This is a genomic window from Kocuria cellulosilytica (assembly GCF_040981245.1).
Lineage (GTDB): Bacteria > Actinomycetota > Actinomycetes > Actinomycetales > Micrococcaceae > Kocuria > Kocuria cellulosilytica.
Genome location: NZ_JAVFWZ010000001.1, coordinates 334,740 through 358,266, shown reverse-complemented (window position 1 = coordinate 358,266; position 23,527 = coordinate 334,740). Strand labels below are relative to the sequence as shown.

The following is a 23,527-nucleotide window of genomic DNA, read 5'->3' as shown; positions in this document are numbered from 1 at the left end:
GCGGGGCCTGGGCGGCCCGGGCCGTCAGCGGCGGCGCCCGCCCCCGCCGTCGTCGTCCTCGTGGCCGTCGGCAGCCGGCGCTCCGCGCCGGGAGACGCCGACGAGGACCGCGGCCGTCGCCGTGATCGCCACCGCGAGCACCGCGATCCAGACCGCCACCGCCCCGTAGCCGCCGGCCGACTCGTTGGGGTCCAGGAACGGATAGGGGTACCACCAGGGGTTGCCCGTGCCCTCGTCCAGCACCCACGGCGCCCGCACCAGGGTGTAGACCGCCCACAGCACCGGGTACACCACGATGCCCGCGACCGTGCGCCACCGGACCCGGCTCCGCCCCGGGGCGAACAGCCAGTCCAGCAGCGCGTAGACGGGCACGATCGTGTGCAGCACCTCGTTGGCCCACGGCTGCTCCAGGCCCGCCTCCTGCGGCAGGCTGCGCAGCAGCGCGTTGTAGACCACCCCGGTGGTGACCGTGTACGTCGTGGCCGCGGCCCGCAGGGCGGCGAACCGCCCCGGCTCGGCGCCCTGCCGGGCGAGCAGGAACCACGCCCCGGTCCCGAAGACCACGGCGTGGAACAGCGACGTCTGGATCGTGAAGTAGGAGAAGAAGTTCGCGACGTCGACCGCGAGGGCCTGGTCCCCGCGCTCGATCCAGAACCGCAGATAGGCCTGCAGCCGCCCGGCCACGGCCGCGAGCAGGGCCAGGCCCGCCAGCACGCGGGCCGCGGCGAAGCCTCGTCTCATTCCTGCCCCCCTCCGGTGCTGCAATCTACCCTGCCCGCCGACCTGCGAGAATAGGAGGCCCGACAGCACCGGCCCGAGCGGAGGGAGCACCGTGCGCAGGACCGCGTCCCCGCAGCCCCGTGCCCGGAGGGCGGGGCTCGTCCCGCTCGCGCTCGCCGTGGGCGTCCTGGCCGGGTGCACCCCGCCGGCCCCGCAGGGCTCCTCCCCCGCCGAGCGCGCGCTCGCCGCCCTGTCCGTCGAGGACGCCGCCGGCGGCGAGGACTACGACCGGCTCGCCCAGTTCGGGGACTGGGCCGATCCCGACGGCAACGGCTGCGACGCCCGCAACGACGTCCTGGCCCGGGACCTGACCGGCGACGTGCTCGACGACGACGGGTGCACGGTCCTCTCCGGGACCCTCGAGGACCCCTACACGGGACGGACGATCGCGTTCCAGCGCGGTCCTCTGACCTCCTCCGACGTGCAGATCGACCACGTGGTGGCGCTGCGGAACGCGTGGGTCTCCGGGGCCGACCGGCTCGACCCGGACGGGCGCACGGCCCTGGCCAACGACCCCCTGAACCTGCGGGCCGTGGACGGGCCGACCAACGGGGAGAAGTCCGCCTCCGACGCCGCCGAGTGGCTGCCGCCGCACGAGGCGTTCCGCTGCGAGTACGTGGCCACCCAGATCGCGGTCAAGACCCGCTACGAGCTGTCCGTGACGGCTCCCGAGCGGGACGCCATGGCGGAGGTGCTGGCCGGCTGCCCGGAGCAGGAGCTGCCCGGTGCCACGCCGCCCGCCGGGAACGCCGCCCCTGCGGAGCCGTCCGCCGCGGAGCCCTCGGCCACGGGGCCCCCGGCCATGGATTCCCCGGCCACAGGGTCCTCCGCCACGGACGAGGTCTACTACGCGGACTGCGCCGCCGTGCGCGCGGCCGGCGCGGCCCCGCTGCGCTCGGACCAGCCCGGCTACCGCCCGGCGCTGGACCGGGGCGGGGTCGAGGGCCTGGCCTGCGAGTGACGCGTGTCGCGGCCGACGCCTCCCGCGCTCCTCCGGGAAGCCGGCGGCGCTCCTGCGGACAGACGCTCGGGACGGCTCGCTCAGTGAGCGGCCAGCGCCTCGCCGACCGGCGGCTCGGCGCCACGCCCGAGCCAGCGGGCCACGGGCACCAGCACGATCAGGGCGAGGAAACCGGCCAGCACCACCGTCGGCACCGCCAGGGAGTCCTCGAAGTTGGCGAGCACCACCACGGTGGCCGCGCCCATGTTCCGCTGGGAGGCGGAGATGCCCAGGACAGCCCCACCGCCCGACCTCCAGGAGCCCAGGACCCACCCGAGCCCGAAGTTCAGGGCGATGAAGGCCAGGATCGCCGCGAAGGTCCCGGTGCCGGCCAGACCGGCCAGTTCGCGGTGGTCGGCGACGAACTGGTTGACCAGCATCACGACCATGGCCACGAGGCTCAGCCGCCCCACGTGCCCCTGCGCCAGGCGAGCGGCCGCCGGGGTGAACTGGCGCAGCAGCACCGCCCCGACCAGGGGCAGGAACATGGTCAGCAGCAGCACGGAGGCGATGGCGCCCGGGGCGACCTCGACACCGGGGAGCAGGACCGGCAGCGCCACCGGCATGTAGCCGATGGTGGCGAGCAGCATGACCGCCAGCAAGGACGAGGACACGGCCATGTCCGCGCGCGCGAGCTTCGACAGCTTGAGCACGAACGGCGCCCCGGCGGCGCAGGCCAGCACCATCAGCCCGATACGGGCCTCGTCCGGGATGCCGAGTGCGGAGACGACGCCGAAGGCCACGGCCGGGGCGACGACGAAGTTCGCCGCCATGCCCGCCAGCACCAGCCGCACGTCCTTGAGCGGGGCGAGGAACTGCTGGACCGTGTGCCCCAGGCCCACGGCGACCATGCTGGTGACCGCGAAGAGCGGCACCGCGACGGCGGCCACGGCGTCGGTGGCGGTCTGCAGGTCCATGGGGCTCATTGTGGGCGGGTGCCGCACTAGACTGGCCCCAGATTTCCATCCAGTGGAAGAGGAAAGCATGGCTGGGAACGCGGACACCCCGGGGCGCTCCGTCACCTCCCGGGTCCTGGAGGTGCTCGGGTCCTTCGATCCCACGCACACCAGGCAGACCCTGTCCCAGATCTCACGGCGCAGCGGGATTCCGGTGGCCACCTGCCACCGGCTCCTCAAGGAGCTGTCCGGGTGGGGAGCGGTGAGCCGCCAGCCGGACGGCACGTACACGGTGGGGCCCCGCCTGGCCAAGCTGGGGATGCTCGCCCCGATGCAGCGGGGGCTCCGCCAGGTGGCCGCTCCCTACATGCAGGACGTCCTCTTCGCCACGCGCCAGGTCGTCAACCTCTTCGTGCTGGACGGCACGGAGGCGCTGCTCCTGGACCGGATCGCGGGCACCCACGTCGGCGCTCCGATCGCCCGCCCCGGGGACAAGCTGCCGCTGCACACCAGCGCCGGCGGGAAGGTGCTGCTGGCCTACGGGCCCGCCGAGCTGTGGGAGGCCTGCACCCAGGCGCTCGTGCGGGAGACCTCGCGCAGCATCGTGGACCTTCCCCGGCTGGAGCAGGAACTGGCCTCGGTGCGCGAACGCGGCTACGCGACGACCGACGGGGAGCACTCCCCCGGTGCGCACGGCCTCGCGGTGCCGGTCCGGGACGCCGGAGGCGGCGTGATCGCCGCTCTGGGCATCGTCACTCTGGCGCGGATCAAGGACTCCCAGCGCATCGTTCCTGCGCTGCAGGTGGCGTCCGCGGCGATCACCCGTTCGTTGGGCGTTCCCGCCTGACACCCCGCCCGGCGGGTCAGGCGGGACTGGTCGCGGGGGCTTCGGCGGGCACGACGGCGTAGATCTCACCCGGCCGCGCCACGCTGACGGGCCCGGCGTACTCCGCGGCGACACCGGCGGTCCACTCCGCGTCGGTGGCGACCCCGGCCAGGTGGGACAGGACCACCCGGGCGGCCCCGGCACGGGCGGCGACCCGGCCCACCCCGGCCGGAGTGGTGTGCGAGATCTCCTGGTGGTTGAGGAACTCCGGGCCGAAGTCCCGAGCCCGGTAGAAGTCGAGGTTGACGGCCTCGTGCACCAGCAGATCCACACCGTCGGCCAGCGTGGCGGTGTTCCGGCTCTCCGTCGTGTCCCCGGAGACCACCACCGACCCGTAGGCGGTGTCGAAGCGGAAGGCGAAGGCCGGGAAGATCGGCGGGTGCTCCACGAGGATGGCGCTCACCCGCACGAATTCGTCCTCGTAGACCACGAACGGGTCCATCTCCGGGGTGTGCTCGCCGTCGGCTTCGGCCGCGGAAGCCGGCAGCTCGATCTCGTCGACCTGCACGAGGTCGTACAGCGGCGGACGGCCTTCGTCGACGATGCGGACGTCGATGTCGTAGGAGTAGGCCTGCAGCACGTGCTCCACGAGACCCGCGATCCCGACCGCCCCGGCCCGGGGGTCGGCCGGGCCGGGGCCGAGGATCTGCACCGGCCCGGTGAAGCCCTGCACGGGCCGGCCCCAGTTCCACAGCAGGTAGGCGGGGATCTCGGCCACGTGGTCCGAGTGCAGGTGGGTCACGAAGCAGGCCATCAGGTTCTCGCCGCGCAGGCCCGCCGCATGGGCGGCCCGGGTGACCCCGAGACCGAAGTCCACGAGGTAGAACCGGCCGTCCACCACGATGGCGGTCGCGATGCCGGGGCACTCCGAACGGATCGCGGGCCCGGCGGCCGTTCCGAGCGTGACCACGTGCAGCCCGCGGGCCTGGTCGAGAGGGGTGTCGAGGGCAGCGCGGTCAGTCATGGGGGGGCCTTCCGATCGGGACGCGTCCTGCACGGACGGGCAGGCGAAGTGGTCCCACTCTGCCCGAGCCGCCGGGGCGGGGAAATGCGCGATTTTCACTGACCGGAAAACGTCCTATGTGCTCCAGTTCACAGGCTCCTAGATTCACAGGGACACTTCACCACGGCCCGCACTTCTGTGGGTGCACGACGGGAGATCACCACCATGACCACCACTGCCGCACCTCGATCCGCCCAGCCGGCCCCGCCGGGAGCGGGCATCGACCCCAAGGACCCGAGCCGCTGGAGCAGCAAGAAGCGTTCCCGCTACGCCTGGATGCTGACGTTCCTCCTGCTGTTCCTCATGATGCTCAGCTGGGCGGACAAGGCCGTCCTGGGCCTGGCCGCGGTGCCGCTGATGGAGGAGCTGAACATCACCCCGGAGCAGTTCGGCCTGGTCGCCAGCGCCATGTTCCTCACCTTCGGGCTCGCCCAGCTCGTGGCCGCCCCGCTCGCGAACAAGTTCCGGGCCAAGAGCATCCTGCTGATCCTGTGCTTGATCTGGTCGCTGTCCGTGATGCCGGTCGTGGTCTTCGCCACCCTGCCGGCGCTGTGGGTCTCCCGGCTGGCGCTGGGCGCCGGTGAGGGCCCGCTCGCTCCGGTGCTCATGCACGCGGTCTACAAGTGGTTCCCCTCGAAGAAGGGGGCGACCCCGGCCGCGGTGGCCTCCTCCGGAGTGACGCTGGGCATCGTGGCGTTCGCGCCGGTGCTCGCATGGGTCATCGCCCAGCACGGGTGGCGCACGGCGTTCGTCGCCCTGGCCGTGGTGGGCGTGGTGTGGTGCACGGCGTGGATGATCCTCGGCAAGGAAGGGCCGTACACCTCCCTGGCTGCCGAGCGCGAGATCGAGGGCACCGAGATCGCGGTCTCCGCTCCCGGGGCCTCCCGGGTCAACGAGGAGAAGGTCCCCTTCTTCCGCAGCATCATGAACCCGACGTGGATCTTCGCCGTCATGGCCTCGTTCTTCGCCTACTGGACCTTCACCCTGGCCATGTCCTGGGGCCCGGCGTACTTCCAGAACGTCATGGGCTTCAGCGGGCAGCAGGCCGGCTCTCTCATCGCCCTGCCGGCCGCCTGGGGCGTCGTCGCCACGATCGGCCTGAGCATCCTGATCCAGCGGATGGACCAGCGGGGTGTGCCCAGCCGCCGTTCGCGCGGATGGACCCTGGGCCTGGCCGGGGCCGGTGCGGGCACAGCCCTGCTGGCCTCCACGTTCGTCTCCTCCCCGGTGCTCGGGGTGGCGCTCATGAGCATCGGTTTCGGCACCGCGCCGGCCATGTTCGCCATCACCTACCTGGTCGTGGGCGAGCTGACCACCATCTCCCAGCGCGGCGGGCACCTCAACGTGGCCAACGCCGTGCTGACCACCGGCGGCGTGTTCGCCCCGGCCGTCGGCGGCTTCCTGATCGGCGGAGCCGCCACCCCGGCCGACGGCTACCGGCTGGCCTTCCAGGTCACCGCCGTCCTGCTGGCGGTCTTCGGCGTGCTCGCCCTGGCGTTCGTCAACCAGCAGAAGCAGCGTCTCCGGCTGGGCATCGAGGCCTGACCGGCCCCGCCCGCGAAAGGGGCCCCGCACCGGAAGAACGGTGCGGGGCCCCTTTCGTCGTCCGTGCCGCCGGCGTCAGCCGGCGTGCGGGCGGGCGTTGACGGTGCGGGGCTCCAGGTACTCCTCCAGCCCCCACCGGCCGCGCTCGCGTCCCAGGCCGGAGCCCTTCCACCCTCCGAAGGGGGCGTCCAGCTCCACGACGGTGTGCTGGTTGATCCACGCCGTGCCGACCTCGAGCCGGGAGGCCACCTCGTGGGCGCGCTCGAGGTCCGGGGACCACACCGAGGCCCCCAGGCCGAACTCCTGGGCGTTGAGCTCGTCCACGGTGGCGTCCAGGTCGTCGTAGGCCACCACCGGCAGCGCCGCGCCGAACTGCTCGCACGCCACCAGATCCGTGTGCTGCGGGGCGTCGGCCACGACGGTCGGCTCCAGGAAGTACCCCGGCAGGTCGGTGCCGTGGTCCCCGCCGTGGGCGATGCGCCCGCCCTCGGCCACGGCCCGCGCCACGTAGTCCTTCACCAGCTGCTGCTGTCCGCTCGTGTGCATCGGCCCCATGGTGGTCCCTTCGGCCACACCGTGGCCGACCCGCAGGGCGGAGACCGCCTGCACGAGGGCCTCGGTCAGGGCCGCCGCCTGCGCACGGGGGACATAGACCCGCTTGACCGCCATGCACACCTGGCCGGCGTTGCGGAAGGCCGAACCGGCGATCCGGGCGGCCGTTAGCTCGAGGTCCGCGTCCGGGAGCACGATCGCCGGATCGTTGCCGCCCAGCTCCAGCGTCACCTTCTTCACGGTCGGCGCGGCCTGGGCCATGATGGCGGCGCCGATCTCGGTGGACCCGGTGAAAGAGATCTTCCGCACCCCCGGCAGCTCCGACAGCGCCCTGGAGAGGACACCGCGGCCGGTGACGACCTGCAGCACGTTCTCGGGCAGGAACCGGTTGAGCACCTCGGCGAGCGCGCGGGTGGACATCGGGGTGGACGGGGACGGCTTGGCGATCACGGTGCACCCTGCCACCAGCGCCGGGGCCAGCTTCACCGCCAGCAGGGAGATCGGGAAGTTCCAGGGCGTGATGGCGCCCACCAGCCCCACGGGGGCGTACTGGACCTGCACGGAGCGGCCGTCGCGCTGGGGCAGCGTCTCGACCAGGTCCCAGTCGAGGTCGGCGTAGTGGCGCAGCAGCCCCGCCGCGGCCTTGAACTCCTGGGTGGCCTCGGCCCAGACCTTGCCCTGCTCCAGCGACAGGATCCGGCCGAGGTCGTCCGCCTCGGCCAGCACCGCCTCGGAGGCCCGGCGCAGCGCGGCACGGCGGGCCTCACGGTCCGCGGCCCAGGGACGGGAGACCGTGGCCGCGGCGGCAATCGCTCGCTCGACGTCCTCGGGCCGGTGCAGAGGCACCTCTCCGACAGGGTCCAGCGTGGCCGGGTCGATGACTTCGTAGGTGGCAGGCACCGGATCTCCTTCTCGATCGTGTTCCGGAAGTGCCCACCGACCGGCGGACGGACTTCCCTGCTTCCAGCATCGAGCTCCTCTGTGACCGGACACACGCCATCTTCCACCCAGTGAAAAGCAGAGATGAACCGGGGTGCGCCACGCCACATAGTGGAGGAGAACAGCCGAACCGCACGCGAAGGACCTCTCGAGCGTGCGGGGCCACCCTCCTGGAAGGACCACGTCCATGACTTTCGACGGACAGACTTTCGTCGTCACCGGCGCCGCCTCCGGCATCGGTGCTGCCACCGCAGCCCTGCTGCGCGATGCCGGTGCGGAGGTGATCGGCGTGGACCGCAACACGGCCGCCGACTTCCCGGGGGCCTTCGTCCAGGCGGACCTCTCCACGGCCGAGGGCGTCGCCGCGGCCGCCGGGCAGATCCCGGAGGGCATCACCGGCCTGCTCAACATCGCCGGCGTCCCCGGCACCGCCCCGTGGCGCCTCGTGCTCTCCGTCAACGTCTTCGGCGTCCGCGACCTGACCCGGGCCCTGCTGCCCAAGCTGGTCCAGGGCGGTGTGGTCCTCAACCTGGCCTCCAACGTGGCCAGCGGCTGGGCGGAGCGCCGCGACCAGATCATGGCGTTCACCGCCGCCGAGAACCGGGAGGCGGCCCTCGACCTGGCCGGCGCGGACCCCGAGGTCACCGGCAACTCCTACCGGTTCTCCAAGGAGTGCGTCCGCTGGCTGACCCTGGAGGCCGCCGCCTCCGCCCTGGGGACGGTGCGTGTCGTCTCGGTCAGCCCCGGGCCCATCCAGACCCCCATTCTGGAGGACTTCAAGACGGACCACGGCCGGGACAAGGTCGAGGGCGCCGTCGCCCTGCTGGGCCGTGCCGGTCAGCCGGCCGACATCGCCCGCACCATCGGTTTCCTGGTCGGTCCGGAGGCCGCCTGGATCAACGGCACCGACGTCTGCGTGGACGGCGGCCTGAGCGCGCACCGCGCTGTGGCCGCGTCCTTGTCCGTGACCGCCTGAGTGGAGGAATCATGACCACCGTGAACACCGTTCCCAGCCCCGTCACCGGGGGTCAGCCCGCGAACGGCTACCGGCACGAGGTCGAGGAGGTCATCGTCGACCGGCTCGAGACCGTGGCGGAGGGCGTCCGCCGCGTGACGCTGCGCCTGCCCGGCGGTTCCGACTTCCCGCAGTGGGAACCCGGCTCGCACATCGACCTGATCCTGCCGCACCACATGCGCCAGTACTCCCTGTGCTCGCCGCTGGCCGACCGCAGCCGGATCCAGGTGTCGGTGCTGCGCACCCGGGACTCCCGTGGTGGTTCCGCCTACGTGCACGAGGATCTGGCCGAGGGCGACACCGTCCACATCAACGGCCCCCGCAACAACTTCCCTTTCCTCGACTCCCGCAAGTACCTGTTCGTGGCCGGGGGCATCGGCATCACGCCGATCCTGCCGATGATCGAGGCCGCAGAGGCCGCCGGCCGCGAGTGGCGCCTGGCCTACGGCGGACGCAGCCGGGCGTCGATGGCCTTCGCCGACGAGCTCGTGGCCAGGTACGGGGACCGCGTCCTGCTCTACCCGGAGGACGAGGTCGGCCGCATCGACCTGGAGGGCCTGCTGGCTCTGCCCCGGGCGAAGATGCTCGTCTACGCGTGCGGTCCCGATCCGTTGCTGCGCGTGATCGAGGACTACTGCATGGGCTGGCCCCCGGGTGCTCTGCACCTGGAGCGCTTCGTCGCGGCCAACCTCGATGCCGGGGCCAGCGCCGAGCCCTTCGAGGTGGAGCTGACCGACACGGGCAGGACCGTCACCGTGCCCCCGGACCGCACCGTCCTGGACGTGGTGGAGGAGCACGGGGTCCGTGTGCTCTCCTCCTGCCGCGCCGGGGTGTGCGGCACTTGCGAGACCCGTGTGGTGTCAGGGGAGGTCGAGCACCGGGACGCCATCCTCAACGAGGAGGAGAAGCACTCCGGCGACGCCATGATGATCTGCGTCTCCCGCGCCGCCGCCGGGTGCCGCAAGCTCACCCTGGAACTCTGAACCACCGACCCGCCACAGGAGCCACCATGACTGTCACCGCCACGAGGCACGAGGCCGTGTCCCTGCCCGACGATCCCTTCTCCGTCGAGAACATCTCCGACCCCTACCCGTTGCACGAGAAGCTCCGGGACGCCGGTCCCGTGGTCTGGCTGGAGAAGTACGGCTGCTACGCCGTGACCCGCTACGAGTGGGTCTACGAGATCCTCACCGACTTCGAGTCCTACTGCTCCAGTGGCGGGCTCGGCCCCAAGGACATCCGCAAGGAAGCCGAGTGGCGCCCGCCCTCGATCCTGGAGTCCGACCCGCCCACGCACACCGTGATGCGCCGGGGCCTGGCCGGGGTCATCTCCCCGTCCACCATGCGCCGGCTGCGGGAGCAGTTCAGCCCCTTCGCCGAGGAGCTCGCCGACCAGGTGGTGGCTCGGGGCGACGTCGACGGCATCAAGGACATCGCCGAGCCCTACCCCCTGAAGGTGTTCCCCGACGCGGTGGGCCTGCGTCCGGAGGGCCGGGAGAACCTGCTCCCCTACGGCGCGATGGTGTTCAACGCCTTCGGCGCGGACAACGAGATCCGGGCAGAGGCCTTCACCGAGGGCGAGAAGGTCGCCGCCTGGATCATGGACAGCTGCGCCCGCGAGAACCTGTCGATCACCGGCCTGGGCGCCGACATCTGGAAGGTCGCCGAGGAGGGGCGCATCGCCCCGGAGCAGGCCACCCTGCTGGTGCGTGCCCTGCTCTCGGCAGGAGTCGACACCACGGTGTTCGGCATCGGCAACACCCTCTACAGCCTCGCCCGGCACCCCGAGCAGTGGGAGAAGCTCAAGGCCGATCCCAAGCTGGCCAAGTTCGCCGTCGACGAGGCCCTGCGCGTCGAGTCCCCGTTCCAGATGTTCCACCGCACGGCCACGGTCAACACCGAGATCGGAGGCGTCCGGATCCCCGCGGACGCGAAGATCCTGCTGTTCATGGGCGCGGCCAACCGGGATCCCCGCAAGTGGGGCGAGAACGCCGACGTCTTCGACCTCGACCGCAGCGCCTCCGGTCACGTGGCCTTCGGCATGGGCCTGCACCAGTGCGTGGGGCAGCCCATCGCCCGGATCGAGATCGAGCTCGTCCTGCAGGCGCTGGCCAAGCGGGTGGACCGGATCGAGCTCACCGGCGAGCCGTCCCCGTGGGTCCACAACGTGCTGCGCGGCTTCGCCCGTATGCCCCTGCGCCTGACGCCGCTGGCCCGGACGAGCTGATGCGCCTCCCGCTGGTCCCCCGGGCGCGGACGTCGCGTCCAGCACGAGCCGGGGAGGCACCGCATGGATGAGTCCGTGGCACAGCGCCCCCGCTTCTCGGCGCGCGTGCTGGGCGGCGGGACGGAACCGGATCCGCGGTTCACCCTGGCCAACGAACGCACCTTCCTGGCCTGGATCCGCACCTCCTTGGCGTTCCTGGCCGGCGGCATCGCGGTGGAGGCGTTCACGGAGGACCTCTTCCCCGAACCGATGCGCACCTCCCTGGCGGTGGTCCTGCTGCTGCTCGGGGTGCTCATCAGCGCCGGCGCCGCCTGGCGCTGGGTGGGGGTGGAGCGCAGCCTGCGACGCCGAACGCCCCTGCCGCTGCCGCTGATCGCGCCCCTGCTGGGCATCGGCGGGGCCATCGCCTCCGGGGCCCTGGTCGTGTTCGTCCTGCAGACCTGACCGGGACCACTCGATGATCAGCTCCTCCCCGCAGTCCCCGGGCACGCGGACACCGGCGCCGGCGCACGAGGACCCCGGCCTGCAGCCCGAACGAACCGTCCTGGCCTGGGGGCGCACCGTGCTGGCGCTGATCACCGCCGCCGCCGTCTGCCTGCGCTGGGTCTCCCACCACGGGCCGTTCGTCCTGGCGCTCTTCGCCGTCGCCGTCCTCACCGGCACGGCGGTCTATCTGACCCAGCGGGCCCGCTACGCCCGCAGCTCCTCGGGAATCACTGCCGAACGCGTCGCCGCCGACGTCCGCGGCGTGCTCGGTGTCACCGCGGCCACGGTCGTGCTCGGCTGCCTGGGCCTCTACGTCGTGGTCGTCCTCGCCTGATCCCACCGCTCGGGCCCGGCCCGGTCGTCCCACCCCTCGGGCCCCGCCCGCTCGTCGGATCGACGTCGCCCGGACCTCGTCTGCGCTTCACCTCGCGTTGATCCTGCTGTCTTCTCCGTCCCGTTGGCTGGCCGTGCCATCACTGCCGATCGGAAAGACACCCCCCATGAGCATTCCCCGCCCCGCGTTCCGCCCCTTCCACGTCGCTGCCGCCGGCGCCCTGACGGCCGCCGGCCTGCTCGGCGTGGCGGCCCCCGCTGCGGCCGCCCCCACCGGGCCCGCCGTCGCCGAGCCCCCGGCCGCCTCCACCACCACCCAGGACCGCCCCCTGGTCATCGGCCACCGGGGTGCCGCCGGCACCGCGCCGGAGAACACCGTGTCCGCGTTCAAGGACGCCCGCGCCGCCGGGGTCGACTACCTCGAGATCGACGTCCAGCTCAGCGCCGACGGGGTGCCCTTCCTGTTCCACGACAACACCCCGGCACGCACCACGGACGTCGCCGAGGTCTTCCCCGGCCGTGAGCACGACCCGATCACGTCCTTCACCTGGGCCGAGCTCCAGCAGCTCGACGCCGGCTCCTCCTTCGACGGGAAGTTCGCCGGCGAGCGGATCCCGCACCTCGACGACGCCGCGAGGATCGCCACCGTCAACACCGGCGTCTACATCGAGATCAAGTCCCCCACCCACTCCCCGGGCATCGAACAGGTCGTCGCCGACGCGCTGGAACAGGACCAGGACTGGGCGAGGCTGCTCGAGGCCGGCAAGGTCACCGTCATCGGCTTCGACGAGACCTCCAACCGGACCTTCGCCGGGCTCGCCCCCGAGGTGCCCCTGCAGCAGCTCACCGGCACCGTTCCCGGCTCCGCGACGCTGGAACGGTGGGCCGGGTTCGTGGACTCCGTGGGCACCAACTACCGGGCCCTGGACGCCGCGGGCGTCGCCCGCGTCGACGCCGCCGGCCTGGACCTGGGGGTCTACACCGTGAACTCCCCCGAGGCCGTCCAGCAGGTCATCGGCCTCGGCGTGGACATGATCACCGGGGACTTCCCGATCCAGACCGACCGCTACCTCGACGGGCAGCACCCCTACCCCGCCGACCACGGCGTGCAGATCACCGACTCGGTCAACGACGTCCCGGGCAACGACGTCCAGCCCGAGACCGGTGAGCACGTGGTGCTCACCAACACCGGGAGCCGCACCGTGGACGTCAGCGGATGGCTCCTGCGCGACGCCGCCAACAACGCCCTGGTGGTGGGCGAGGGCTACGCCCTGGCCCCGGGCGCGCAGCTGCGCGTGCACACCGGGCCCGGGACCGACACCGGCAGCGCCTACTACAACGGCGGAACGAGGTCCGTGCTCAACAACGGCGGCGACTCCCTCGCCCTGTGGACCGACGAGGACAGGCTCCAGGACGTCTTCGCGAACTGAACCGGGACGGATTGCCGGACTACACTGAGTGGCGTCGAGGCAACCGCGGAACAGCTCGGCGGCTGCCACGGACCGTTTCGAGGGGCGTGATCCGATGACCGACCGCAACCAGGACGACGCGGGACCGAAACTGCTCTCGGGAGGCAATCCCCAGATCCCCAAGGGCGAGGGGGACGGCCCGGTGCAGGAGTACATCGCGGCCATGCCGGGGTGGAAACGGGACCTCGGCCGGCGCCTCGACGACCTGATCGTGCGCACCGTCCCCGAGGTGCACAAGGCCGTGAAGTGGAACCAGCCGTTCTACGGGCTCCGGGACGAGGGCTGGTTCCTGGCCTTCCGGTGCTACACGCACTACGTGCAGCTGCAGTTCTTCAAGGGAGCCGCACTGGAGCCGCCGCCGCCCAAGGCCTCCAAGCACCCGGAGGTCCGCTACCTCGACATCCGCGAGACCGACGAGCTGGACGAGGCGCGGCTGCGGTCCTGGATCGAGCAGGCCGCCGGGCTGCCCGGCGAGAAGATGTAGCCGGACCGGGCCCCGGGGCCGCCCGCGCTCGGGCACCCCGGCAGCGGTCCACCCGCAGGAGAAGGTGAGAGGGCCGTGTTCGCCACCGTCGCCGAGGTCGCCGACCTCGATCAGTTCCTGAGGACCTTCTCGACCATCGGCGTCGAGAAGCGGAGGCAGCACGGGTGCCGGGGCGCCCACGTGTTCCGGGATCCCGACGACCCGCACCGGGTGTGGGTCCTCTTCGACTGGGAGCTCAAGGACTACCAGGGGTTCCTCGCCGATCCCGAGATCCCGGCCATCGCGCGGGAGCTCGCGCTCCGCGAGCCGCCGGTGAAGGTCGACCCCCTCGCGCAGTACGACGCCTGACCCATCCGTCCCCGCCGCCGCACGGGTGCGACCTCGATCCCGACGGCGCGGACGCCGCCGTCGAGGCGGTCCGCACCGCGGGAGGCGCGGCCGCTCAGCCGCCCTGTTCCCTGCCGCGCAGTTGCGCGCGGCCGACCCGGCGGACGCACTCGGTGATGCGGTGCAGCCGCGGCGAGTCCAGGGTCCAGCTCTGCCAGTAGAGCGCGACGTCGTGGTGTGCGTGGTCCTCCAGCAGGTCCAGGGACCCGTCGGCGAGGTCCGTGCCCAGCTGCAGCTCCGGGAGCATGCCCCAGCCCAGGCCGGCCCGGACGGCGGCGAGGAATCCTTCGGCGGACGGGACCGTGTGCGTGGGCGGGGGCCGGTCGACACCGCGGACGCGCAGGGCGTGCTGCTGCAGGTCGTCCTTGGCGTTGAACCGGAGCACGGGCATGGCCGCCCAGTCGACGCCGTCCTCGGTGCTGAACCGCCGGCGCAGTGCGGGGGCGGCCACGGGGACGTAGCGCATGAACCCCAGCCGCTCGAGCCGGCACCCGTTGACGGGCGCGGGATCGGAGGTGACGGCGCCGATGACGTCGCCCTGGCGCAGGAGCCGGCTGCTGTGGTCCTGGTCCTCCACGTGCAGGTCCAGGGTGGTGTCCGACCAGCCGGCGGCCTCGTGCAGGACGGGCACGAACCAGGTGGCCAGGGAGTCGGCGTTGACGGCCACCGGGGTGACCGTCCGGGAGGAGGCGCCGTGGCCCAGGGCGTGCAGGGCCTCCGCCTCGAGGACCTGCATCTGGCGGGCGGTGCGCAGCAGCACGGCTCCCGCCTCGGTGGGGACGCAGGGCACGCCGCGGCGCACCACGACCTGCCCCACGGAGGTCTCCAGGGCCTTGATCCGCTGGCTGACCGCCGAGGGACTGATCCGCAGGGCGTCCGCCGCGGCCTCGAAGGTGCCCTCGTCGACGATCGCGGTCAGGGCGCGCAGGTGCTCGAGATTCATGAAGCAAAGCTAACGCACCCGTCAAATCATTCGTTTGTCTGAATCCGCGGGGCTGGCTAGCGTCGAGGCCATGTGGAGCATCTGGGGCACCGGGCTGATGAGCGGCCTGGCACTGATCATCGCCATCGGCGCGCAGAACGCCTTCGTGCTGCGCCAGGGCATCCGGCGCGAGCACGTGGGCGTGGTGGTGGCGCTGTGCATGGTCAGCGACGCGGTGCTGATCCTCGGCGGCACCGCCGGGATCGGAGCACTGGTGTCCCGGTTCCCGGGGGTCCTGGACGTCCTGCGGTGGGGCGGCGCCGCCTACCTGGCGTGGTGGGCCGTGCGGTCCTTCGTCTCCGCCGTGAAGCCGTCGTCCCTGACCGCCGAGGCCCCGCGGTCCCGCGGATCGGTGGTCGCCACCACTCTGGCCCTGACCTACCTCAACCCCCACGTCTACCTGGACACCGTGGTGCTGCTGGGCAGCCTCGCCAACCAGCACGGCCCCGACACGCGGTGGGTCTTCGCGGCAGGGGCCGTGGTGGGCAGCGTCGTGTGGTTCTCGGCCCTGGGCTACGGCGCCCGGGCCCTGTCCGGAGTGCTCAGCAGCCCGCGCACCTGGCGGGTGGTGGACCTGGTGATCGGCCTGGTGATGCTCGCCCTGGCCGTCAACCTGATCCGGGGCTGACGGGGCTGAGTCCACCGTCCCGGCCCACCGCCGCTCCTGCTCCTGCGGGCCCCGTCAGGACTCCGGTCCCGAGGACGTCGGGACGGGGTCGCCGCCCGCGGGGCCGGGCTCCCCGGTGGCCGGTTCATCGGTGGCCGGCCCGTCGGTGGACGGCTCGTCCGTGGCCGGCTCGTCCGTGGCCGGCTCCGGCGGCACCGCGTCGGTCCACGAGGCGCCCGGTTCCCGGGGCACGCCCGCGATGAAGGCCTGCCGGACGGCCTCGGCCTGCTCCTCGGGGCCGGCGTGCTCGGCCGCAGCGATCACCGTGGCGAAGGCCTTCGTGTCCTGGACCAGCTCGGTGATCGTCTCGGGCGAGTCGACGCACCAGGCGTAGGCCGTCGCGTAGTCCACGGGGCGTCCGTTGGCGGTCACGGTCCCGTGCTCGTCGATCTCCACGCTCATGCGTCCTCCTCGGTCGGGTCTCCGGCGCTGCGGAGCCGGCCGGACGTAGGGCGAGAGTACCCCCGGCCGCCGCTGCGGGACCGGAGCGGCCCCCGTCGGCGGGCCGGATCCGCCCCTCCCCGGCCCGGGCGGACCGCGCTCGCAGTGACAACCTGTCGTCAGCGGGTGTCAGGGCCCCTCCCTAGACTGGACGGGTGCAGGCCTGGCTGGAGTCCCTCCCCCTCGGCGCCGCGATCCTGTTCTTCTGGGCGGGAGCCGTCGTGCGGACCACCACGATCTTCGCCCTGGGTCGCGCTGCCGCCACCGGCGGGAGCCGGCGCTCCGACCGCGTCCGCGGGCTCATGGACACCGCTGTCTACCGGCGGGCCCAGAAGCTCGTGCACCGTTGGGGCGTCCTGGCCGTCCCGGCGTGCTTCCTGACCGTGGGCCTGCAGACCGCCGTCATCCTCACCACCGCCGTCACGGGCATGCCCCTGCGCCGCTGGATCCCCGCGATGCTCGTGGGCACCCTCATCTGGGGAGTCGTCTACGGCACCGTGGGCATGGCGGTCGTCTGGGCGTGGCTGGAGCAGCCGTGGGTGGTCGCGCCGATCGTCGTCGTCGTGCTCCTGCTGGTGCTCGGCCGGACCCTCCGCGCGCGGTGCCGGGCCCACGGCGAGCGCCGCGACGGGAAGCTGCCGGTCTCCCGGTGATGCCCTGGACCCGCAGCGACCCCGCCATCGTTGTCGTGCGACGCAGGTCACAGTACGGTGGCCCCAGCATCCGGCGTTCCGCAGCGTTTCCAGCGTCCGCACGCCGGACGGCCCCCGATCGTGAGGATCTCCCATGAGTCTGAGCTGGAACATCGAAGAAGCCACCATCGACACCGTCCACTCGGCCTACCGGGAGGGGAAATCCACCGTCCGCGAGGTGGTGCAGACATACCTGGACAGGATCGCCTCCCTCGACGGCGCCGGACCGGCGCTCAACTCCGTGATCACGGTGTCGGAGACCGCCCTCGAGGAGGCCGACGCCCTCGACCTGCAGTACGCGGCCACCGGTGAGCTCTCGGGGCCGCTGCACGGCGTGCCGGTCCTGATCAAGGATCAGGTCGCGACCGCCGGCCTGCGCACCACCTATGGCAACCGGAACACGGCCGAACACGTCCCGGAGCGTGATGCCACGGCAGTCACCAAGCTGAGAGCGGCGGGGGCGATCGTCCTGGGCAAGACCACGATGCCCGACTTCGCGACCTCCTGGTTCTCGACCTCGTCCGTGTCCGGGGTGACGAAGAACCCCTACGACCTCTCGCGGGACCCGGGTGGCTCCAGCAGCGGCACCGGCGCGGCGATCGCCGCGAACCTGGCCCTGGTCGGCATCGGCGAGGACACGGGCGGATCCATCCGCCTTCCGGCGTCGTTCTGCAACCTCGTGGGCGTGCGCGTCACCCCGGGACTCATCAGCCGGGACGGCATGTCCCCCCTGGTGGTTCCCCAGGACACCGCCGGACCGATGACCCGGACGGTGGAGGACGCCGCGAAGGTCCTCGACGTCCTGGTCGGCTTCGACCCGGCGGACACGTACACGGTCGCGGTCCGTCAGCGTCGCCGGAGCATCTCCTTCACCGAGGCCGCGGCGGGCGGATCAGTCCGGGGCCGGCGGCTCGGCGTCCTGCGCGGGGCATTCGGTGATCCCGCCGACCCGGAGGCCGCGGCCGTCGTCCGCGTGGTCGAGGAAGCGCTGGCACGCCTGGCCGAGGCCGGGGCAGAACTGATCGACGTGGAGATCGACGGGCTGATGGACTACGTCGGCTTCACCTCGCTGTACTTCACCCGTTCTCGGCAGGACATGAACGCCTTCTTCGCCGCCCACCCGGAGACGGGCATCAGCAGTGTGGACGAGGTCCGCGCGACCGGCACCTACGACCCGCACCTGGATCTCTTCGAGGGCATCACCGACGGCCCCGAGGATCCGCGCACCGACCCGGACTACCTGGACCGGGTGCTGACCCGCGAGAAGTTCGTGCGCGCCGTGCAGGCGCAGTTCGTGGACCTGGACCTGGACGCCATGGTCTTTCCCGACGTCCAGCTGGCGGCCCCCACCCATGAGGACGTGCTCGGCAACCGTTGGACGTGCCTCACCTATCCGACCAACACGGTGATCGCCTCGCAACTGCACTTCCCGGCGGCCACCGTTCCGGCCGGCTTCACCGAGGACCACCTGCCGGTCGGCCTGGAGATCATGACTTCCAGCTTCGAGGAGACCGATCTCCTCGCGGTGGCTCGGGGCGTAGAAGCAGTGCTCGACGCGCGCAAGGCACCGCAGCTCGAGGCCGTGGTCGATCCGCTGGGCTCCTGACCGCACGGGGGCCGACTCCACACCGGTGGAGGCGGCCCCCGTGTCGTGCTCAGAACGTGTTCCCGCCTGCGTCCGGGCACTTCGGATCCGTGGCATCGGTGTCATGGCCGGGCTGGTTCACGAAGTCCCGGTCCCACCGCGAGCACGACGGCCTGTAGCCCCGGAGGGCAGGTGACCGGCTCCGCAGTGGCAACTGACGCCGTGGTCCCCGCAGGCAGCTCGGCCGCGCTGTCACCCGTCTCAGCGAACTCTTATGAACCCGGAGTAGTGTTCCGGCAGTGAAGTCCTCGATGCACACCCCCGTCCCCCACATGTTCGCCGCGCCCCTCTACGCCGCCGAGCGGCTGCTCGCCGAGGCCATCCACGACGAGCACGTCAGCGTCGACGCCGTGGTCGTCCTCGACGCCCTGGCCGAGCACGTCACCGCCGAGGAGGCCCCCGCCCTCGACGCCGTCGCCGAGAACACCCAGCTGACCCGCGAGGAGCTCGCCGCTGCCCTGGGCGACCTGGACGATCTCGGCTACCTCGAGGAGCTGGCCGAGCACGCACCGCCGCTGTCCCAGCTCCGCGCCTCGCTCTTCGGGACGGCCGCCTGACCGGAGGGACCTGCTCGCCCGTCCCCGGGCACGGTCCGGGCACGAGGACGTCGCCGCACCCGGACCGCGGCCTGCCCGCTCAGGAGGCGGGGGCCGGCGCGGCGCCGCTGCTCTCCCGCACGACCAGCTGGGCCGGGTAGACGTACGGCGCCGGGTGCACCCCCGGGGAGTCGATCTCCTCGAGCAGCATCTCGCAGGCCTTGGCGGCCATGGCCTGCATGGGCTGGGTGACGGTCGTCAGGGGAGGCACGGCGGTCGCCGCCAGGGCGTGGTCGTCGTAGCCGACCACCGCGACGTCATCGGGGACCGACCGGCCCAGTTCGCGCACGGCCTCGATGACCCCGAGGGCCATGAGGTCCGAGGCGGCGAAGACGCCGTCGAGCTCGGGAGCCTCCTCGAGGAGCCGCAGGGCGGCCGCCCTGCCGCCGGCCGTGGTGAAGTCCCCGTGCGCCACCGGCCCCTCGGGCAGACCGGCCTCGCGCAGTCCTTCCCGCCACCCGGCGAGCCGGTCCGCGGCCGCCGTCATGTCCGGGGGGCCGGCGACCGTACCGACCCGGGAGCGGCCCTGCGCCGCGAGGTGCCGTGCGGCCAGCCGGCCGCCCTGGTAGTTGTCGGTGTCCACGTAGGTGACGCCCGGCTGGGCGTCCCAGGGGCGCCCGACGAACACCGTGGGGAGGCCCGTGCCCGGCAGGGACGTGGACCAGGGGTCGGCCTCGTGGTGGGAGACCACGATGGCGCCGTCCACGTGGCCGCCGCGGAGGTACCGCAGCGCCCGGCCCGAGTCGTCCCCGTTGCGGGACATGAGCAGGACCAGCTGCACGTCGGTCTCCCGGAGGGCGTCGGTGATGCCCGTGATGATCACGGCGAAGAACGGGTCCGCCATGATCCGGATGTCCGGCTCCGGGATGACCAGCGCGATCGAGGAGGTGCGCCGGGTGACCAGACTCCGGGCCGCCCGGTTGGGCGTGTAGCCGAGCTCGACGACGGCGGCGTCCACGGCAGCCTGGGCCTGCGGGCTGACCCGGTCACCGCCGTTGATGGCGCGTGAGGCGGTCGACCGGGACACGCCCGCCGCAGTGGCGATGTCCTCCAGGGTGGGGCTGGACCGCCCCGCGCCGGCGTGGCCCGGCCGGATCCGCTCAGTGTTCATCATGCAGACGATACGACACCCGCCGGCGTCGCGGGCTCCTGGGAGGCCGCCGCCGGCACCGCGTTGGCCGCGGCCACGGAGGCGTACCAGCGGGCGCTGGCCTTGGGGGTGCGGCGCTGGGTCTCGTAGTCGACCCGGACCAGGCCGAACCGCTGGTGATAGCCCCACGCCCACTCGTAGTTGTCCATGAGGGACCAGGCGAGGTATCCGCGCACGTCCACGCCGTCGTCGATGGCGTCCTTGACGGCCCGCAGGTGGGCGTCGAAGAAGTGCAGCCGGTCCTGGTCGTCCACGAACCCCGAGGCGTCGGGGGCGTCGTCGTAGGCCGCGCCGTTCTCCGTGATGAACACGGGGATGCCGGCGGGACCGGTGTACTCCTGCTGCACCCGGTTCAGCAGCCGGCGCAGTCCCTCGGGCTGCACCTCCCAGCCCATCCCGGTGACGGGCAGGCCGCGCGGCACCGAGCGCACGCCGTCGGCCGCGACGTACGGGGAGGAGACGGCACGGCTCGGCGGGGCCTGGTCCTCCGGCGCGGCGGGGGCGTCCTGCGGGGCCGCGGTCACGGCCTCCCCGTGGTAGTAGTTGATGCCCAGCACGTCGAGCGGTGCGGCGATGACGCCGAGGTCGCCCTCCTGGACGTGGTCGACCAGGCCGAGGTGGCGCACGTCCTCGAGGACGTCGGCCGGGTACTCCCCCCGGAACAGCGGGTCCAGGAAAATGCGGTTGAACTGCCCGTCGATGCGGCGGGCCGCGTCACGGTCCGCGGCGCTGGCCGGGTCCACCGGATCGGGCACCGTGAGGTTCAGGGTGATCCCGAGGGTGGCCTCCGGGTCGCGCCGCCGCAGCTCCTGCACGGCCAGGCCGTGCCCGAGCAGCAGGTGGTGGGCCGCCGCGAGCGCCGCCCGCGGCTCCTGCCGGCCCGGGGCGTGCACGCCGGCCGCGTAGCCCAGGAAGGCCGAGCACCACGGCTCGTTGAGGGTCGTCCAGATCCGCACGCGGTCCCCGAGGGCCTCGTGCATGACGGCCGCGTACTCGGCGAACCGGTGGGCGGTCTCCCGGTTCGTCCAGCCCCCCCGGTCCTCGAGAGCCTGCGGGAGGTCCCAGTGGTAGAGGGTGAGCCACGGCTGGATCCCCGCCGCGAGGAGCTGGTCGACCAGGCGCGAGTAGAACGCGATGCCCTCGGGGTTGGGCGTGACGCCGTCCGGCACGCACCGGGCCCACGACGTCGAGAAGCGGTAGGCCTGCAGGTTCAGTTCCTGCATCATGGCCACGTCCTCCGCGGACCGGTGGTAGTGGTCGCAGGCGACGTCCCCGTTGTGGGCGTCGGCCACGGCCCCGGGGACCCGGGCGAAGACGTCCCAGATGGAGTCCTGCCGGCCGTCCTCGTGGGCGGCGCCCTCGATCTGGTAGGCGGCGGTGGCGGCGCCCCAGACGAAGTGCTGGGGGAACGTGATCGGTGTGGTGCTCATCCTTTGACTGCTCCTTGCATGATTCCGGACACGAGTTGACGGCCTGCGACCACGAAGAGCAGCAGCAGCGGGACGGTGGACAGCAGTGCCCCGGTCAGGACGACCGAGTAGTCCACGAAGTGCGCGGACTGCAGCAGCTGCAGCGCCACCGGGAGGGTGGGGTTGGAGGGGTCCAGCACGATGAACGGCCAGAAGAAGTTGGTCCACGTGGCCACGAAGGTGAACAGGGCCAGCATCGCCGCCGCCGGCCGGGCGGCGGGCAGGCCGATGTGCCAGAACGCCTGGATCATCGAGGCGCCGTCCATCCGGACGGCCTCGATGAGCTCGTCCGGCAGCGCGTCCCGCAGGTACTGGGTCATCCAGAACACCCCGAAGGCCGTGACGACGCCGGGCACGATCACGGCCCAGAGGGATCCGGTCCACCCGAACTTCGCCATGACGATGAACAGCGGGACCACGCCGAGCTGGGTGGGCACGGCCATGGTCGCGATGACGAAGACCAGCAGCCCCTTGCTGCCCCGGAAGCGGAGCTTGGCGAAGGCGAACCCGGCGAGCGTGGAGAACAGCACGACCGACGCCGCGGTGACCGTGGAGACCAGGACGCTGTTGCCCATGGCCTTCCAGAACGGGATGCTGTCCATGACCTGGGCCGCGTTGGCCAGGAAGTTCCCGCCCGGCACCAGCGGCACGCCCCGGCTCAGCACGGTGCTGTCGTGGCTGCCGACCAGCAGGGACCAGTACAGCGGGAAGAGGGCGCCCAGGACCACCGCGCCCAGGAAGCCGTAGGTGAGGAACCCGGGCCGGCGCATCCCGGCTCCCGGGCCGGGGCGCCGTCCGCGGGGGCCCCGGCCGCGGAGGCCGCGGGCGGCGACGCCGCGCACGGCGTCGCCGCCCGCGATGCGCTCGAGCGGTGCGTTGGGGGACGAGGTGCTCATTTTCGGCCTCCCTGGTGGGCGATCCGCCGGGTGATGAGGAAGTTGGCCAGGGAGATCAGCACGATCAGCAGGAACAGCAGCCAGGCGACGGCCGAGGCCCTTCCGAAGTCGCGCTGGCCCCAGCCCAGCTCCCAGATGTACATGGTCAGGGTCTGCCACTGTCGGTCCGCCCCGCCCAGGCCGTACTGGTCGAAGACCCGGGCCTCGTCGAAGATCTGCAGCCCGCCGATGGTGGCGGTGATGACCACGAAGATGATGGTGGGCCGCAGCATCGGCACGGTGATGGACAGGAACTGGCGCACCCGCCCGGCGCCGTCGATCGTCGCCGCCTCGTAGAGATCCCGCGGGATCGCCTGCATGGCCGCGAGGAAGATCAGGGCGTTGTAGCCGGTCCAGCGGAAGTTCACCATCGTGGCGATGGCGAAGTGGCTGGCCAGGGGTTCGGAGTGCCACCGGACGGGGTCCAGCCCCACGCTCGTCAGCAGCTCGTTGACCAGGCCGAACTGGTCCGCGTAGAGGTTGTTGAAGATCAGGCCCACCGCCACGGGCGCCACCACGAACGGCACGAGCACGCCCATCCGCCAGAAGGTCCTGGCGCGCAGGTTCGCGTCCAGGGCCGCGGCGATGGTCAGCGCGAGGATCACCTGCGGCACCGAGGAGAGCACGAAGATGCTGAACGTGTTCCCCAGGGCGTTCCAGAAGAACGGCTGGGCGAGGACGAACTGGTAGTTCTCCAGGCCGGTGAACGTGCCCTGCCCGCCGATGAAGTCCCAGTCGTGCAGGGACACCCACGCGGTGTAGAGCAGCGGGAACAGCCCGGTGAGGGCGAACAGGACGAAGAACGGCGAGATGTACAGGTAGGGCGAGAGCTTGACGTCCCACCGGGACATCCGCTGGGAGAACGCCAGACGCCGGACGGCCTTCGGGGGCCGTTCCGGCCGGCGCTGCCGGACGGGGGGCGCGGGTCGGAGGTCGGTGACAGCCACG

At 72.2% G+C, this 23,527-nt stretch carries 25 protein-coding genes; 15 read left to right on the top strand and 10 right to left on the bottom strand.

Going from position 1 to position 23,527, the window contains the following annotated elements; genetic code table 11:
- Nucleotides 1-24: 24 nt before the first annotated feature.
- On the bottom strand, nt 25-741 hold the full coding sequence (locus RCG67_RS01630) for a Pr6Pr family membrane protein (protein ID WP_368824539.1): 717 nt from the start codon (nt 739-741) through the stop codon (nt 25-27).
- Nucleotides 742-832: 91 nt separating this feature from the next.
- Here RCG67_RS01630 and RCG67_RS01625 point away from each other — a divergent pair, with 91 nt between their 5' ends.
- Complete coding sequence (locus RCG67_RS01625) at nt 833-1,741, top strand: GmrSD restriction endonuclease domain-containing protein (RefSeq protein ID WP_368824538.1); 909 nt, start codon at nt 833-835, stop codon at nt 1,739-1,741.
- Between the two features lie 80 nt (nt 1,742-1,821).
- Here the strand turns inward: RCG67_RS01625 and RCG67_RS01620 are convergent, their stop codons facing one another.
- Nucleotides 1,822-2,697, bottom strand: coding sequence for a bile acid:sodium symporter family protein (locus tag RCG67_RS01620; protein WP_368824537.1), 876 nt, complete (start codon nt 2,695-2,697; stop codon nt 1,822-1,824).
- 67 nt (nt 2,698-2,764) lie between these two features.
- Between RCG67_RS01620 and RCG67_RS01615 the strand changes: the two genes are divergently transcribed.
- A complete protein-coding gene (locus RCG67_RS01615) occupies nt 2,765-3,523 on the top strand; it encodes an IclR family transcriptional regulator (protein WP_368824536.1) in 759 nt (252 codons plus the stop codon).
- A gap of 16 nt (nt 3,524-3,539) precedes the next feature.
- Here RCG67_RS01615 and RCG67_RS01610 read toward each other — a convergent pair whose 3' ends face one another.
- Complete coding sequence (locus RCG67_RS01610; RefSeq protein WP_368824535.1) at nt 3,540-4,526, bottom strand: MBL fold metallo-hydrolase; 987 nt, start codon at nt 4,524-4,526, stop codon at nt 3,540-3,542.
- A 204-nt stretch (nt 4,527-4,730) separates the two neighbouring features.
- Between RCG67_RS01610 and RCG67_RS01605 the strand changes: the two genes are divergently transcribed.
- Nucleotides 4,731-6,110: an MFS transporter gene (locus RCG67_RS01605; protein ID WP_368824534.1), complete on the top strand. Its 1,380-nt coding sequence runs from the start codon at nt 4,731-4,733 to the stop codon at nt 6,108-6,110.
- Between the two features lie 75 nt (nt 6,111-6,185).
- Here RCG67_RS01605 and RCG67_RS01600 read toward each other — a convergent pair whose 3' ends face one another.
- Complete coding sequence (locus RCG67_RS01600; RefSeq protein ID WP_368824533.1) at nt 6,186-7,562, bottom strand: aldehyde dehydrogenase family protein; 1,377 nt, start codon at nt 7,560-7,562, stop codon at nt 6,186-6,188.
- Nucleotides 7,563-7,788: 226 nt separating this feature from the next.
- Here RCG67_RS01600 and RCG67_RS01595 point away from each other — a divergent pair, with 226 nt between their 5' ends.
- The 8 genes from RCG67_RS01595 (at nt 7,789) to RCG67_RS01560 (ending at nt 13,963) form a co-directional block, all read left to right on the top strand.
- On the top strand, nt 7,789-8,577 hold the full coding sequence (locus RCG67_RS01595; protein WP_368824532.1) for a coniferyl-alcohol dehydrogenase: 789 nt from the start codon (nt 7,789-7,791) through the stop codon (nt 8,575-8,577).
- Nucleotides 8,578-8,588: 11 nt separating this feature from the next.
- The gene (locus RCG67_RS01590) at nt 8,589-9,599 is read left to right on the top strand and encodes a PDR/VanB family oxidoreductase (RefSeq protein ID WP_368824531.1); all 1,011 of its coding nucleotides are present in this window, start codon (nt 8,589-8,591) and stop codon (nt 9,597-9,599) included.
- 26 nt (nt 9,600-9,625) lie between these two features.
- A complete protein-coding gene (locus RCG67_RS01585; protein WP_368824530.1) occupies nt 9,626-10,843 on the top strand; it encodes a cytochrome P450 in 1,218 nt (405 codons plus the stop codon).
- Nucleotides 10,844-10,906: 63 nt separating this feature from the next.
- Entirely contained in the window at nt 10,907-11,287 is a 381-nt protein-coding gene (locus RCG67_RS01580) for a YidH family protein (protein ID WP_368824529.1), read from the top strand.
- Nucleotides 11,288-11,300: 13 nt separating this feature from the next.
- Nucleotides 11,301-11,663: a DUF202 domain-containing protein gene (locus RCG67_RS01575; protein WP_368824528.1), complete on the top strand. Its 363-nt coding sequence runs from the start codon at nt 11,301-11,303 to the stop codon at nt 11,661-11,663.
- Nucleotides 11,664-11,829: 166 nt separating this feature from the next.
- Nucleotides 11,830-13,092, top strand: a complete 1,263-nt coding sequence (locus tag RCG67_RS01570) for a glycerophosphodiester phosphodiesterase family protein (RefSeq protein ID WP_368824527.1) — start codon at nt 11,830-11,832, stop codon at nt 13,090-13,092.
- A 94-nt stretch (nt 13,093-13,186) separates the two neighbouring features.
- The gene (locus RCG67_RS01565) at nt 13,187-13,615 is read left to right on the top strand and encodes a DUF1801 domain-containing protein (RefSeq protein ID WP_368824526.1); all 429 of its coding nucleotides are present in this window, start codon (nt 13,187-13,189) and stop codon (nt 13,613-13,615) included.
- Nucleotides 13,616-13,690: 75 nt separating this feature from the next.
- Nucleotides 13,691-13,963 (top strand): antibiotic biosynthesis monooxygenase, encoded by a 273-nt coding sequence (locus RCG67_RS01560; RefSeq protein ID WP_368824525.1) that lies wholly within the window; start codon nt 13,691-13,693, stop codon nt 13,961-13,963.
- A 94-nt stretch (nt 13,964-14,057) separates the two neighbouring features.
- Here RCG67_RS01560 and RCG67_RS01555 read toward each other — a convergent pair whose 3' ends face one another.
- Nucleotides 14,058-14,945, bottom strand: a complete 888-nt coding sequence (locus RCG67_RS01555; protein ID WP_368824524.1) for a LysR family transcriptional regulator ArgP — start codon at nt 14,943-14,945, stop codon at nt 14,058-14,060.
- A 70-nt stretch (nt 14,946-15,015) separates the two neighbouring features.
- Here RCG67_RS01555 and RCG67_RS01550 point away from each other — a divergent pair, with 70 nt between their 5' ends.
- Nucleotides 15,016-15,612: a LysE/ArgO family amino acid transporter gene (locus tag RCG67_RS01550; RefSeq protein WP_368824523.1), complete on the top strand. Its 597-nt coding sequence runs from the start codon at nt 15,016-15,018 to the stop codon at nt 15,610-15,612.
- Between the two features lie 54 nt (nt 15,613-15,666).
- On the opposite strand, the gene RCG67_RS01545 is transcribed toward RCG67_RS01550, so the two are convergent.
- A complete protein-coding gene (locus RCG67_RS01545; RefSeq protein WP_368824522.1) occupies nt 15,667-16,053 on the bottom strand; it encodes a hypothetical protein in 387 nt (128 codons plus the stop codon).
- 194 nt (nt 16,054-16,247) lie between these two features.
- On the opposite strand from RCG67_RS01545, the gene RCG67_RS01540 reads away from it, so the two are divergent.
- The 3 genes from RCG67_RS01540 to RCG67_RS01530 all read left to right on the top strand — a co-directional run bounded on the left by RCG67_RS01540 (nt 16,248) and on the right by RCG67_RS01530 (nt 18,986).
- Nucleotides 16,248-16,745, top strand: a complete 498-nt coding sequence (locus tag RCG67_RS01540) for a DedA family protein (RefSeq protein WP_368824521.1) — start codon at nt 16,248-16,250, stop codon at nt 16,743-16,745.
- Nucleotides 16,746-16,878: 133 nt separating this feature from the next.
- Complete coding sequence (locus tag RCG67_RS01535) at nt 16,879-18,390, top strand: amidase (protein ID WP_368824520.1); 1,512 nt, start codon at nt 16,879-16,881, stop codon at nt 18,388-18,390.
- A gap of 290 nt (nt 18,391-18,680) precedes the next feature.
- On the top strand, nt 18,681-18,986 hold the full coding sequence (locus tag RCG67_RS01530; protein WP_157571264.1) for a hypothetical protein: 306 nt from the start codon (nt 18,681-18,683) through the stop codon (nt 18,984-18,986).
- 79 nt (nt 18,987-19,065) lie between these two features.
- Here the strand turns inward: RCG67_RS01530 and RCG67_RS01525 are convergent, their stop codons facing one another.
- The 4 genes from RCG67_RS01525 to RCG67_RS01510 are packed head-to-tail and all read right to left on the bottom strand — an operon-like array spanning nt 19,066 to nt 23,526.
- The gene (locus tag RCG67_RS01525) at nt 19,066-20,136 is read right to left on the bottom strand and encodes a LacI family DNA-binding transcriptional regulator (RefSeq protein ID WP_368824519.1); all 1,071 of its coding nucleotides are present in this window, start codon (nt 20,134-20,136) and stop codon (nt 19,066-19,068) included.
- Entirely contained in the window at nt 20,136-21,605 is a 1,470-nt protein-coding gene (locus tag RCG67_RS01520) for a GH1 family beta-glucosidase (protein WP_368824518.1), read from the bottom strand. The genes RCG67_RS01525 and RCG67_RS01520 overlap by 1 nt, the downstream gene beginning before the upstream one ends.
- Nucleotides 21,602-22,540, bottom strand: a complete 939-nt coding sequence (locus RCG67_RS01515) for a carbohydrate ABC transporter permease (protein WP_368824517.1) — start codon at nt 22,538-22,540, stop codon at nt 21,602-21,604. The genes RCG67_RS01520 and RCG67_RS01515 overlap by 4 nt, the downstream gene beginning before the upstream one ends.
- On the bottom strand, nt 22,537-23,526 hold the full coding sequence (locus RCG67_RS01510; protein WP_438612627.1) for a carbohydrate ABC transporter permease: 990 nt from the start codon (nt 23,524-23,526) through the stop codon (nt 22,537-22,539). Before RCG67_RS01510 ends, RCG67_RS01515 begins: the two co-directional genes overlap by 4 nt.
- Nucleotide 23,527 lies beyond the last annotated feature (1 nt).